This is a genomic window from Parafrankia sp. Ea1.12, assembly GCF_900465275.1.
GTDB lineage: Bacteria > Actinomycetota > Actinomycetes > Frankiales > Frankiaceae > Parafrankia > Parafrankia soli.
Genome location: NZ_UBIZ01000251.1, coordinates 17,944 through 30,637, shown reverse-complemented (window position 1 = coordinate 30,637; position 12,694 = coordinate 17,944). Strand labels below are relative to the sequence as shown.

Annotated in this window: 10 protein-coding genes; 7 read left to right on the top strand and 3 right to left on the bottom strand. The window is 70.0% G+C overall.

What is annotated here, in order from left to right:
* Positions 1-143 (top strand): acyl-CoA dehydrogenase family protein (locus FMEAI12_RS10730; RefSeq protein WP_146776670.1); only part of this gene is annotated, 143 nt, incomplete at its 5' end.
* A gap of 90 nt (positions 144-233) precedes the next feature.
* Here FMEAI12_RS10730 and FMEAI12_RS10725 read toward each other — a convergent pair.
* The gene (locus tag FMEAI12_RS10725) at positions 234-1,415 is read right to left on the bottom strand and encodes a MaoC family dehydratase N-terminal domain-containing protein (protein ID WP_112105897.1); all 1,182 of its coding nucleotides are present in this window, start codon (positions 1,413-1,415) and stop codon (positions 234-236) included.
* Positions 1,416-2,298: 883 nt separating this feature from the next.
* On the opposite strand from FMEAI12_RS10725, the gene FMEAI12_RS10720 reads away from it, so the two are divergent.
* From FMEAI12_RS10720 to FMEAI12_RS10705, 4 genes are all read left to right on the top strand, one after another.
* Positions 2,299-3,669: an MFS transporter gene (locus tag FMEAI12_RS10720; RefSeq protein WP_112105896.1), complete on the top strand. Its 1,371-nt coding sequence runs from the start codon at positions 2,299-2,301 to the stop codon at positions 3,667-3,669.
* A complete protein-coding gene (locus FMEAI12_RS10715) occupies positions 3,666-4,415 on the top strand; it encodes an N-acyl homoserine lactonase family protein (RefSeq protein ID WP_112105895.1) in 750 nt (249 codons plus the stop codon). Before FMEAI12_RS10720 ends, FMEAI12_RS10715 begins: the two co-directional genes overlap by 4 nt.
* 166 nt (positions 4,416-4,581) lie before the next feature.
* Entirely contained in the window at positions 4,582-6,171 is a 1,590-nt protein-coding gene (locus FMEAI12_RS10710) for a class I adenylate-forming enzyme family protein (protein WP_112105894.1), read from the top strand.
* A gap of 139 nt (positions 6,172-6,310) precedes the next feature.
* Complete coding sequence (locus tag FMEAI12_RS10705) at positions 6,311-7,432, top strand: NAD(P)-dependent oxidoreductase (protein WP_112105893.1); 1,122 nt, start codon at positions 6,311-6,313, stop codon at positions 7,430-7,432.
* Positions 7,433-7,595: 163 nt separating this feature from the next.
* Here the strand turns inward: FMEAI12_RS10705 and FMEAI12_RS10700 are convergent, their stop codons facing one another.
* A complete protein-coding gene (locus tag FMEAI12_RS10700; RefSeq protein WP_200835248.1) occupies positions 7,596-8,636 on the bottom strand; it encodes an NAD(P)-dependent alcohol dehydrogenase in 1,041 nt (346 codons plus the stop codon).
* Positions 8,637-8,672: 36 nt separating this feature from the next.
* A complete protein-coding gene (locus tag FMEAI12_RS10695; RefSeq protein ID WP_112105892.1) occupies positions 8,673-10,088 on the bottom strand; it encodes an aldehyde dehydrogenase family protein in 1,416 nt (471 codons plus the stop codon).
* A gap of 299 nt (positions 10,089-10,387) precedes the next feature.
* Here FMEAI12_RS10695 and FMEAI12_RS10690 point away from each other — a divergent pair, with 299 nt between their 5' ends.
* Positions 10,388-11,128 (top strand): IclR family transcriptional regulator, encoded by a 741-nt coding sequence (locus FMEAI12_RS10690; RefSeq protein ID WP_112105900.1) that lies wholly within the window; start codon positions 10,388-10,390, stop codon positions 11,126-11,128.
* 613 nt (positions 11,129-11,741) lie between these two features.
* Positions 11,742-12,689 carry an ABC transporter substrate-binding protein gene (locus tag FMEAI12_RS10685; RefSeq protein ID WP_235013879.1) on the top strand — a complete coding sequence of 316 codons (948 nt, stop codon included), beginning with the start codon at positions 11,742-11,744 and terminating at the stop codon, positions 12,687-12,689.
* Positions 12,690-12,694: the final 5 nt, after the last annotated feature.

Below are 12,694 nucleotides of genomic sequence, written 5' to 3'. Positions count from 1 at the left end.
ACGGTGGCTACGGGTACTCCAAGGAGTACGAGATCGAGCGCCTCTACCGGGAGGCCCCGTTCATGCTCATCGGCGAGGGGACGTCCGAGGTGCAGAAGCGCATCATCAGCCGCGCCCTGCTCAAGGACTACAGACTCCGTTGAACGGGTGATGCGTCCGGCGGCGAGCGGGTCCATGCCCGGGCCCACGCCGTCGGCGGGCGCGGTGTCCGGCCCGCGACGACGGCGTGCGCCTCACCGGTCGGCCGGTGCCCCCTCCCGGCTCGGGAGCGCGATGACGGCGGATCCGGGCATGACGTTCGTGTCCCGCTGGTTGGTCGCCCAGGTCTCCACGCGCACGACATGGTCGCCGTCGGCGTCGATCTCCTTGGCCACCACGCGGCCACCCAGTCGCACCACGTCCGAGAGGTATACGTGGCTGCGGTACTGGCCGTGCAGGGCCTTGAGCGTGCCGTCGTCGCCCATCCAGCTGGTCAGGGAGTGGATCTGCCAGCAGGTGCGCTGGATGCCGACGTCGTAGGCGATCTGGGCGCCCTGCAGGCGGGCCGCGTAGTCGTTGTAGTGCACCGAGTAGACCGGTTCGAGGGCGTGTGTGTTCGGATCGCGGAACGCCCATTTCGGGTGCTTGTGGTAGCGCCGCAGCGCGACCCCGTGCGCGGACAGCCGGGGAATGGGAGCGGCACCCGCGGCGATGTAGGCGATGAAGTCGGTCAGCCCGATCGGGCCCTTGGTGATGACGTCGATCTCGTCACCGACGGCAACGTCGTCCCAGTAGCGCGGCTCCGCGCCGCGGGGGCGTTCGGCGAGGACGTCCGCCTCGATCGCGGTGAGCTCGCTGTCCGTCCACGGGTGGGGCAGCTCGATCTTGCGGGAGTCGCGCCGCTTCTGCATCTCGCCGCGCTCGAAGCGCATCCGGGAGCAGATGAAGGTCGCGACCAGTTCGCCATGCTGGTTGCGGTACTCCTGGCGCAGGTAGTCCTTGATGCGGCGGCCGCCGAAGTTGCTGTCGGTCGGCCCGTCGAACCCGTCGAACACCACGGTGGCTGTGATCTTGTCGTCGAGTCGGATCGGCCGTTCGAAGGTCATGGTCGTCTCGGCGTGGAACCCGCCCAGGCCGCGCCATCCCACCTGGACGGAGCCGAGGCAGGCGAAGACGAAGCTGGGGGGAGCGACGATGCCGCCGTGCCGCGTCCCCGCCGCATAGTCGGCGTCGGTCCACAGCGGGTTGTCGTCACCTATCCCCTCGGCGAAGCGCAGGATGGCGAGGCGGGTCGCGTACTCGTTGTTGACGCAGGCGTCGGTGCGCAGCTGCGTCCCGATCAGCGCCCGCATTTCCTCGAGCAACTCGTCGGTGAATGTGCCCAGCGCCAGTTCTCTCGCGATGCCGTCGGTCTTTTCCTCGTGTGTCGTCGTCATCTGCTCCCAATCTGCGTTCGTGCGGAGTGCGTGGGTGTGGTCCGGTGGCCTGGGGGCTTCGACCGGCTGGGGGACCCGGGCCTGGGTGGCCGCTGCGACGCCGCGGCCATGGATGGAGGACCCCACGCCCACGGGTGCGGTGGCGGTCGAGCGGGCGACTCCCTGTGCGGGGCCCGCGGAAACGGGACGAAGCCGGCTGCTCCCCGGCCGTCGGGTCGTAGCCGGCGGCGCCCGGCCTGGCCCGCGGGCATCGAGGTGTTCCACGCCGGCAGGGTGGGTGGGCGGATCCGGGGCCCGCGGGCGTGAACGGACGAGCCGCCGTGCGCCGTGACCGGAACGCGGCCGACCGCGGCCCCGGTGGACGGCCTCGACGGACGGCATCGACCAACCCCCTCGCTCGTTCCTAAATCAGAACGTCGGGTCGCCATTACGGATACTTCCACCGTGTGGCGTGGGTGTCAACGCGGTCGGGGGGAGGTCCGGTCCGAGCGGGTGGCTCGCGTGGGGCTATTGACCACCCGTGGTGGCGCGGCTAATTTCCCTCCAGAGTTCCTGATTGGAGATGCTAGTTCGTATATACGAACCGATTGAGTCGCGGACCGTGATGCCGCGGCGCCGGTCGTGGTCTGAGCACGACCCCGCCAGGGCCCTGTCCCGGTCCATGACGAACAGCCGAGGAGCCCCGGCTACCGGGTCGGGCCGTCTACATGGCGGATGGGTCGGGGTGAGGAGCCACCCGCCGGGAAAAGGAGCGCCCGCCGGGTGTCCACCTGGCGGCTGGTGTGCAATCCATAGAAGCCCGGAAAGAGCCTGTCGAAGGTAGTGAATAGATAGGTCAGATCCGGCCCATCCGGGTCGCCCGACAACTCGCGGAGTTTTCCTGATGACGCTACAAGACGTGCCTGCGCCGGGTCCCGCCACCGACCGGTCTATCGCCAGCGAAAATGAGTCGGATCCAAAGAAGATGCGCAGGGTCGCCCTGGCAAGTTTACTGGGGACCGTCGTAGAGTTCTACGATTTCGGTATTTACGCCACCGCGGCGGCCCTGGTCTTCGCGGACGCGTTCTTCCCGGCCTTTGGTGGCAATGGCGGTACCATTGTGTCGTTCGCGACCCAGGGAGTCGCGTTCGTCGCCCGCCCGCTGGGGGCGATCCTGTTCGGGCACTTCGGTGATCGGCTCGGGCGCAAGCGGACTCTGATCTTCACGATGTCGCTGATGGGCGTGTCCACCGTGCTCATCGGCGCGTTGCCCACGGCGGGGAGCATCGGGGTCGCGGCACCCATTCTGCTCGTCCTGCTCCGCGTCGCGCAGGGCATCGCCGCCGGCGGCGAGTGGGCGGGTGCGACGCTGTTCACCTCCGAGCATTCGCCGAAGGGCCGTCGCGGCTTCTGGTCCATGTTCACCAATCTCGGCGGCGCGCTCGCGAACATCCTCGCCCTGTCCACGTTCCTCGCCGTGGCGCTCTACATGAGCGAGGAGACCTTCACGTCCTGGGGATGGCGCCTCCCGTTCCTGGGCAGCTTCGTGGTTATCGCCGTCGGTCTCTACGTGAGACTGAGGATCGAGGAGACCCCCGCGTTCGAGGCCGAGGTGAAGCGTCAGCGCAGTAGCCGCGGGCTGCCGTTCAAGGAGGCCGTGGTCAACCAGTGGAAGGAGCTCCTGCTCGGAGCGGGCGCGTTGGTGACGGCCTTCTCGCTCGGCTACATCGGGATCGCATACCTGACCAACTACGGCACTGCCACCCTGGGCCTGAGTCGACCCGAGGTGCTGACGGCCGGCATTGTCGGCAATGTTGTGAATGGTTGCGCGATCATCTCGGGCGGCATTCTGAGTGACCGGTTCGGCCGTCGGCGGGTCCTGCTGGCCGCCAACACCGTCGGCATCCCCTGGGCGCTGGTCCTGTTTCCGCTGCTGGACACGGGCACACTTACCGCCTTCTGGATCGGGATGGCGGTGACCTTCCTGATCGCCGGTCACGGATTCGGCGTCGCGGGGTCGTTCCTGTCTGAGCTGTTCCACACCCGCTACCGCTACACCGCGGCCGGGCTCTCCTACAGCCTCGCGGGCGTTGTCGGCGGCGCGGTACCTCCGCTCGTCGCCGCCAGCATCATCGGAAGCCACGGCGGATTCGTGTTCGGCCTGTTTCTGGCCGCCTACTGCCTGGTGAGCCTGCTGTGCGTACTGGCTCTGCGGGAGACCGTCGGCGACGAATTGATCGAGACGCCCGCGGCGCAGCAGGGGGTGACATCGTGAAGCTGACAGTCACAGCTGTCTCGGTCGGCCGCGTCTTCGGCCTCCAGAAGGCCGCGCTCACCTACCTCCGGGGCTGGGGCGAGACCCTGGACATCCCGCTGATCATGTTCGTGATCCAGGGTGGTGCCACTCCGGTGATCGTCGACACCGGGGCCGACCTGAGCCGGGCCTGGGAGCACCACCGGATCAGGATGGAGCAGACGCCCGAGGAGCGGCCCGACGCGGCGGTGCGCGCGCTGGGCATCGACCCCGATGAGGTGGGTCTGGTCGTCAACACCCACCTGCACTGGGACCACTGCTCCAACAATCATCTGTTCCCCAATGCCCGCATCGTCCTTCAGCGTCGCGAGATCGATTTCGCGCGGAAGCCGGTCGAGTGGCATCGACGCCAGTTCGAGGCCGTTCCCGACCTGGTCCCGGCGTGGCTGCGTGCCGAGGACCGGATCGACGCGATTGACGGCGACACCGACCTGGCGCCGGGGGTCTCGGTGGTCGCCCTGCCCGGTCACACGCCGGGTTCACAAGGGGTCGTGGTCGAGGCTGAGACGAACCGCTACCTGCTCGCGGGTGACTGCGTCGATCTGTACGAGAACTGGGCGGGCGACGCGGAGGCCGACCGCATCCCGTCCGGCTTCTTCACCGATCTCGTGGCCTACGAGGAGAGCGTGCGGCGGATCGAGCGGTTCGGCTGCGAGGTGATCCCGAGCCACGACCCGCTGGTGGTCGAGCGTCGGGTCTTCCGTTGAGCGCGCGCCGCCCTGGGCGGTTGCAGGTCGTCAAGCGCCTGTCGGCAGTCCGAGTTTGTTTGCGAACAAGTCCGTCGAGCCGAATACGCGAGCAGACGGGCAGATGACCATTGCCGAGCCCCGTCGGCCGCATGGCCCGCGTGGACGGCGGAGAGAGGAAGCGGCGATGAGCGGCCCGATCCCTTCGTGGGGACGCGATGTCACTGTCGAGCAGGTAGGCGGCGTCCCGTTCCGAATGTACGAGCCGCGGGCGCGGAGGCTGGAGTCCCTGCTGGACCATGCCGACCGCTGGGCGGGCGGGGCCCACGCCGTGCAGGGCGACGTGCGGCTCGACTTCGGCGACCTCGTGCCCGCGGTCGGTCGCAAGGCGGCCCAGCTGCGCCAGCACGGGGTGGGCCGGGGGGACCGGGTCGCGCTGCTGGGCTGGAACAGCCCGGACTGGGTGGTGAACCTCTGGGCCACCTGGTGGCTCGGCGCCGTTCCGGTGCTGGTCAACGCCTGGTGGAGCACCCGGGAGATGGAGCACGCCTTCACGGCGCTCACACCCGTCGCCGTGCTGGCCGACCGCCGGCTGGAGCACAAGGTGCCGGCCGGGAGTCCCGTCGCGCCGTGGCTGATGGCCGACGCGGTCGACGGCGCGCCGCCTGAGCGTCCCGACAGCGACGACGAGAACGAGCCCGCCCTGATTCTGTTCACCTCCGGCAGCACCGGATTCCCCAAGGCGGTCGTGCTCTCGCACCGCTCGATCATCTCCGGCCTGCACTCGCTGCTGAGAATCACCAAGCGGCTTCCGCAGGAACTCGAGGGCGCGGCGCCCAGCGTCGCCCTGCACACGGGGCCGCTGTTCCACATCGGCGGCGTACAGACCCTCGTGCGGGGGGTCGTGGTCGGCGAGACCCTGGTGTTCCCGCAAGGCAAGTTCGACGCACACGCGGCGATGGACCTCATCGCCGCGCACGGTGTCACCCGCTGGAGCGCCGTCCCCACCATGGTCAGCCGGCTGCTCGACGCCCAGGCGCAGCGGCCGGTCGACCTGCACAGCCTGCGGTCACTGACGCTGGGCGGTGCCCCCGCCCACCCCAGTCTGTACCAGCGGATCCGCGACGAGCTGCCGTCCGTCCAGGCACGCGTGGCCACGGGTTACGGCCTCACCGAGAACGGTGGGCAGGCCACCGCGGCCAGCGGCCGCGACACCCGTGACCGGCCCGGCTGCTGCGGTCTGCCGCTGCCCACCGTCGAGATCACCTTCGGTGACCGGGCACCGGGCGGGGACGGCGAGGTCCTGCTCCGCGCCGCGTCGCAGATGCTCGGCTACTACGGGGAGGCGTCCGGCCCCATCGACGGCGACGGGTGGCTGCACACCGGTGACCTGGGCTACCTCGACGAGGACGGCTATCTCTGGGTGACTGGCCGCAGCAAGGACCTCATTCTGCGTGGGGGCGAGAACATCGCGCCGCTGTCGGTCGAGCGCGCGCTGGTCGGCGTGCCCGGCGTTCTCGATGCGGCGGTGATCGGCCTGCCGCACGCTGACCTGGGGGAGGAGGTCGCGGCGGTCGTGGTGGTCGACGAGGCCACCGCGGGCCGGCCGGACCTAGCGGAGTACGTCATCGAGGTCCTGCGCTCGGACCTGGCGTCCTTCGCGATCCCGACCCGGTGGCGCTTCCAGACCGAGGAACTGCCGGTGCTCGGGTCGGAGAAGATCGACAAGCATGCGCTCGCCGCGGAGTTCGCCGCCGAGGCCGCCGCTTCCCGGTGAGCATCCCGGCCCCGGTGCGCGCCGCGTCGGCGCGCACCGGGGCCGGGTACGGCTGCGGCACGACACCCCTGCCGAAGCAGTGCCGACGAAACAGCGCCGGCCAAACAGTGCCGGCCAGAACTGAGTGCGAGGAGAGGCTGTGTCGCGTTCCGCGCTTGTCATCGGTGGCACCGGGCCGACCGGGCCGGGAGTGGTGCGCGGACTGCTCGACCGCGGCTTCGACGTGACGATCCTGCACGGCGGCCAGCACGAGGTCGAGCTGCCCGCCGAGGTCCGCCACATCCACACCGACCCGCACTGGCCGGACACGCTCGGCGCCGGCCTGGGCCGGGCGGAGTTCGACCTCGTGGTGGCTCAGTACGGGCGGCTCGCGGTCACCACGCAGGTCCTCGCCGGCCGCACCGACCGGGTGGTTGCCGTCGGGGGTGCCCACGGCTCCCTCGCGCACGCCGCCGATCCGCGCTGGGGAGCGCTGGGCCGGCCCGCCCTGCCCCCCGAAGAGGCCGAGCACCTGGAACAGGACCCCGCACACGGCACGCTCGCGGTCAGGATGGCCGCCGCGGAACAGGCCCTGTTCGACGCCCACGCGGCGGGCGCGTTCGCGGCGACCCTCCTGGCCTATCCCGTGGTCTACGGCCCGCGGCAGGTCGCGCCGCACGAGTGGTGCATCGTGCGGCGGATCCTCGACGGCAGGCGCCGCATCGTCGTCGCCGACGGGGCCATCCGCATGGAGACCAGGCTCTACACCGAGCATGCGGTGCATGCCGTGCTGCTGGCGGTGGACCACCGCGCGGCCGCGTCCGGGCGCAAGTTCGTGGTCGCCGACGACAACCTGTTCACGATGCGCCAGCGCATCGAGTTCATCGCCGCCCGGCTCGGCGTGGACGTGGAACTGGTCGACATGCCCTACCCGCTGGCGACCCCGTGCCACCCGTACTGGCGCCACGGGCCCGACCACCGGCTGCGCGGCAACGCCCGCAGCCGGGCGGAGCTCGGCTATGCCGACACCACCCCCGCGGCGGACGCCCTCGGCGCGACGGTCGACTGGCTGGTCGAACACCCGCCCGTGCCCGGCGGTCCGGAGGAGAAGCGGCTCGGTGACCGGTTCGACTACGCCCATGAGGACGACCTGATGGAACGCTGGGCCGCGGTGCGCCGCGACTGGTCCGATGACGCGGACCCGTTCCGGCCGGCCCACGCCTACCGCCACCCGCGCCGCCCCGACGAGACGTGGCACGCGGGCGGTACGGCCACGACGTAGCCGTTGCGGCGTGCCGTACCGGCGTAGCTCGCACCGGTGCATCTCGTACTCGTGGAGCTCGTACTGATGGAGCTCGTACTCATCGAGCTCGTACTCATCGAGCCCGTACTCATCGAGCCCGTACCGCCCGCCTGAGCAGCACTGCTCAGGCGGGCGGTACGACTCAGGAGTCGGCGATGGTCGCGACGTCGAGCACGAACCGGTACCGGACGTCGCCGGCACTGAGGCGGTCGTAGACCTGGTCGAGCTCCTTCGCCGCGACGACCTCCACCTCGGCCCTGATGCCGTTCTCGGCGCAGAAGTCGAGCATCTCCTGCGTCTGCGGCATGCCGCCGCTCATCGAACCGGCCAGCACGCGCCGGTTCGTCAGCAGCGTGTAGGGGTCGATGCGCAGCGGCTCGTCGGGCACGCCGAGGTTGACGAACGTGCCGTCCAGGTCGAGCAGGTCGAGGTGGGAGGACAGATCGTAGTTCGTCGGGACCGTCGACACGATCAGGTCGAACGAGTCCCGCAGTGCGTCCAGATCGCCGGTCGTCCGGTAGTCGTCCGCCCCGAGGCGCTCGGCGTCGGCGCGGCGGTCCTCGGTGAGTTCCAGGACGGTCGTGCGCGCGCCGAGGGCGTGGGAGATCTGGACGCCGATGTGCCCGAGCCCGCCGAACCCCAGGATGCCGACCCGCCTGCCGGGGCCCGCGCCCCAGCGCCGCAGCGGCTGGTACATGGTGATGCCCGCGCAGAGCAGGGGCGCCGCGGCGTCCAGCGGCAGGGCGTCGGGGATGCGGGCGACGAACCGCTGGTCGACGACCACGAGTTCGCTGTACCCGCCCAAGGTGGTTGCCCCGTCGCGGCCCACCCCGTTGTAGGTCAGCACCTTGCCGCGGCGGCAGTAGGACTCCTGCCCCGCGCGGCAGGCGGGGCAGTCCCGGCACGAGTCGACCAGGCAGCCGACGCCCACGTGGTCGCCGGTGGTCAGCCCGGCGACCTCCGCGCCCACCTCGCGGACGATGCCGGCGATCTCGTGACCGGGCACGATCGGATAGCGGGTGTGCCCGAACTCCGCGCGGGCGTGGTGGACGTCGGTGTGGCAGACCCCGGCGTAGGCGATGTCGATCAGCACGTCGCGCGGGCCGACGTCGCGGCGCTCGACGGTGATCGTGCTGAACGGTGCCGTCGGGCCGCTCATGGCCCGGGCCTTTGCGGTGATCACGATGACTGCCTCTCGATGGCTCGCCGGGTCCGGGGTTCAGCTGATGAGCGACTGGTACTCGAGGTACTCCTCGATCCCGTACCGGCCCATCTCCCGGCCGATGCCCGACCGCTTGAGGCCACCGTGCGGGGCGCGCATGTCGATGGGCGCGCCGTTGATCCGTACGCGTCCGGTGCGGATGCGTCGGCCGACGTCCCGTGCCCGCGCGGGGTCGGCCGCCCAGACCGCGCCCGCGAGCCCGTAGTCGGAGTCGTTGGCGATGGCGACGGCCTCGTCGGTGTCGTCGAACGGGATGATGATGACCACCGGTCCGAAGATCTCCTCCTGGGCCAGCCTGCTGCTGTTGTCACCGGTGAAGACGGTCGGCTGCACGTAGTAGCCCCGGTCGAGGTGCTCCGGCGCCTCCGGGCCGCCGGCGACCAGCCGCAGTCCCTCGTCGATGCCGGTCTGGATGTAGCGGCGCACGCGGTCGCGCTGGGCATCGGAGACCACCGGCCCGAGGGTCGTGGCCTCGTCCAGGGGGTCGCCGATCACGTAGCTCGTCGCCTTCGCCGCGGCGATCTCCTCGGCTTCGGCCAGCCGCCCGCGGGGGACCAGCATGCGCGAGAGGCCGCCGCAGACCTGGCCGGAGTTGCGGAAGGCGTCACCGAGCCCGTCGACGACGGCCTTCTCCAGGTCGGCGTCCGCAAGAATGATGTTGGCGGACTTGCCGCCGAGCTCCAGGGCCACGCGCTTGACCGACCGGGACGCCAGCTCCATCACCCGGCTGCCCGCGCGCACCGAGCCGGTGAGCGAGACGATGTCGATGAGCGGATGGGTCGCGAGCGCCTCGCCGATCTCCGGGCCCGTCCCGCTGACCAGGTTGAACACGCCCCTGGGCAGGCCGGCCTCGGCGGCGGCCTCGGCGAACAGGAAGGCGCTCAGCGGCGCGACCTCGGTGCCCTTGAGCACCATCGTGCAGCCCGCGGCGATGGCCGCGCCCGCCTTGAGCGCGATCATCCGCATCGGCCCGTTCCACGGGGTGATCGCCCCGGCCACACCCGCGGGGATGCGCCGCACGATCGTGTCGTCGAACCGCTCCTCCCACACGATGTCCTTCAGGCTCGCCGCGGCGATGCGCAGGTCGTTGATGGCGGTGGCGGACTGCGAGCCGCGGGCGAGCGTTATCGGTGTGCCGACCTCGCTCACGATCGTGCGCGCCAGCTCCTCGGCCCGCGTGTCGAGGACGTCGGCGATGCGCGTGAGCATGTCGATCCGGTCGTCGACCGTCGAGCGCGACCAGGACTCGAACGCTCGCGCGGCGGCCTGGGCGGCGCGGTCGACGTCGTCGGCGTGGCCACGCGGTAACGTCGCGAGCGGTTCCTCGGTGGCCGGGTTGATGACGGTCAGGGTGCCGGTGCCCGCCGAGCTGACCCACTCACCGTCGATGAAGATCGTTCTTTTTTCGATCACGACTGTCTCCCTTGCGCGAGCACCGCGGGGACGCGGGGTCACATGTACTACCGTGGTCGTATATACGAACAACCGTTCCTCTTGGCGATCGCGACGGTACAGCGCACGGAAACCCGGGTCAATGCGCCTGCCAGCGCTCCGTCCGGTGCGTCACGGTGACCGGGGTGCCGCGCCGTCCATCGCGGCGGCCGGTCCGCCGCGCCTGCGGTTACTGTGCAGGCATCCGTGGCGCAGACCGCCCGTGTGGCCGGCTGCGGCGGGGCTCGGTTCGGGGCTCGTGACGGAAGGACGTGCAGAACGTGGTCGAGGGTCATCGCACGATCACGAGGGTGACCCGCATCCTCGAGGAGGTCGTCTACCGCCCGGGGATCAGCTACGCGGAGCTGACCCGTGTGCTCGAAGCGCCCAAGAGTTCGGTCTACGGGTTCATCCGGGGCCTGCTGGACACCGACTGGCTCGTGGAGCAGGACCACCGGCTCTACCTGGGGCCCGCGTTCTTCAGCCTGACCATCGCCAGCGGCGACGTCCGCGCGGGCCTGGTGTCGACGGCCGATCTCGAGACCCTGCACCGGGAGGCGGGCCTCACCGCGTTCGTTGGCGTCCGGTCCGGCGACAGCCTGCTGTACATCGCGCATACGGGCAGCGACATGATGACCGTGTTCCAGGCGCGATCCAACATCCGGCGCAGCCTCCTGACGACGGCCGGCGGGCGGGCGCTCCTCGCGGCGCTGCCCGCGTCGGAGCTCCAGGCCTACCTGCGGCGGCGGGGGCCCGACGAGGTCGAGAAGGTCGAGCGGTTCCTGGCCGCGCTGTCGGGCATCCGCGAGTCGGGGGTCGCGGTCAGCGTCAATGCCACCAGCCGGCGCACGGGAGTCGCGGTCGTCCTGCCGCACGCCACCGGACGCGCGATCGCGGCGGTGACCCTCGTCGGCGAGAGCGTGCACGTCGACCCGCGGCTGGACGAACTCGGCGAACTCATCAAGTGCCACATCGCGAAGTGGCGCGACCGGTCGGGGGCCTCACCGCGCGAACCGCTGTAGCAGACTGCTACTGGACGTGGCGGGGTGGTCGCGCTGCAGCATACCGCCGGGCAGTGTCGGGAGTGCGGCCCGCCGGTGTGATGGGACGTCGCGCGCCGCGCCAGGGTGCCTCGCCGCGGACGTGTGGCTATACCGCCTGTTGACAGGGTCGATCCGCCGCCCTACCTTTCTGCCAATCGTTAGTACGGTCACACGGTCGTATATACGTCCAGTTGCTGCGTGAAGATCTGCCCGCCGTGGATCGCGAGATCCGTCGGGCCCATTCGCGGTGGTGCGAGTACCACGGCGAGCGGGGTCCCACGCACCGCACCCACGTCCTCTTTACGCTGCCCGATCGACGCGAAAGCCCACCAAAGTAGTAGCCACGGCTGTGTCATGCCGTGGCTGCTTCGGCGACTTCAGGCACGTTCTGACGTCCGCGACAAAGGAGCCACAAATGCCCGCTATGCGACGACTGTCCTTACTTCCCTTACGAAGGTCGTCTTCGTCGCCGAGGCCGCGCCGGACCGTGTCCGCTGTCGCTGTCCTCGCGGTCGCCGGGAGTATAGCCGCGGGCTGCGGGGGCTCCTCGGACAACAGCGCGGGGTCGGACGGGGCGCTGAAGGTAAAGATCATGTCGACCTCGGCGACCTTTACCGACCTCCCCACCGTGGTCATCGTTGCGCAGGACTACTTCAGGCAGGTCGGACTCGACGCCGATGTCAGTTTCTCGAACGCCAGCAATGCATCTCTGATCACCCAGGCCGTGATCTCCGGGGACACCAACATCGGTACGTCCGGTGCAGGCTCGCTGTACAACGCCTATGCCGAGGGCAAGACCGACCTCGTCAGCCTCGGAACCACCAACCCCAGTATCACCTTCGGGCTGGCGCTGAACCAGGAGACGCTGGACACTCTCGCCGAGCGCGGAGTGACACCGGAGTCGTCCGCGGAAGAACGCGTCCAGGCGCTGCGCGGCCTCACTCTTACCTCCTCGCCGGAGGGCTCCACCGGCAACACCTATCTGCGCGTCATGCTCAGCGAGTACGGAGTCGATCCGGATCGCGACGTGACGATCCTTCCCAACAACGACGCCTCCGCCCAGATCGCGACCACGCGGCAGGGCCGGGTCAGCGGGTTCGCCCAGTCGTTCCCGCGGGTCAACTTCCCCGAGGCGGAGGGCTGGGGCGGGCTGTGGCTGAACTGGGCGGTCGACCTTCCGTCCATCCTTCCGCTGGCCTCGCACGAGTACTACACCACCCGCTCCTGGCTGGAGCAGAACCCCGAGATCGCCAAGCGTGTCATGCAGGCCGTGTGGCTCGCCGACCGGGACCTGCAGAACCCGACCGATGAGCTGCGGGACAAGGTGCGGGGATTGCCGCAGTTCGCCAACCTGAACGAGACGGCCTTCAACGCGGGCTGGGAGGTCGCGGTCGGTGCCTACAAGGACGCGTCTCCCCTGACGACCCAGGAGATGTTCGACAACCAGGTCCGGCTCGTGAACCTCAACCGTGACTCGCCGCTCACCTTCGGCTTCGACGACATCTACGACCTGAGCGCCGCGAAGGCCGCGCAGCCGTGACGAGG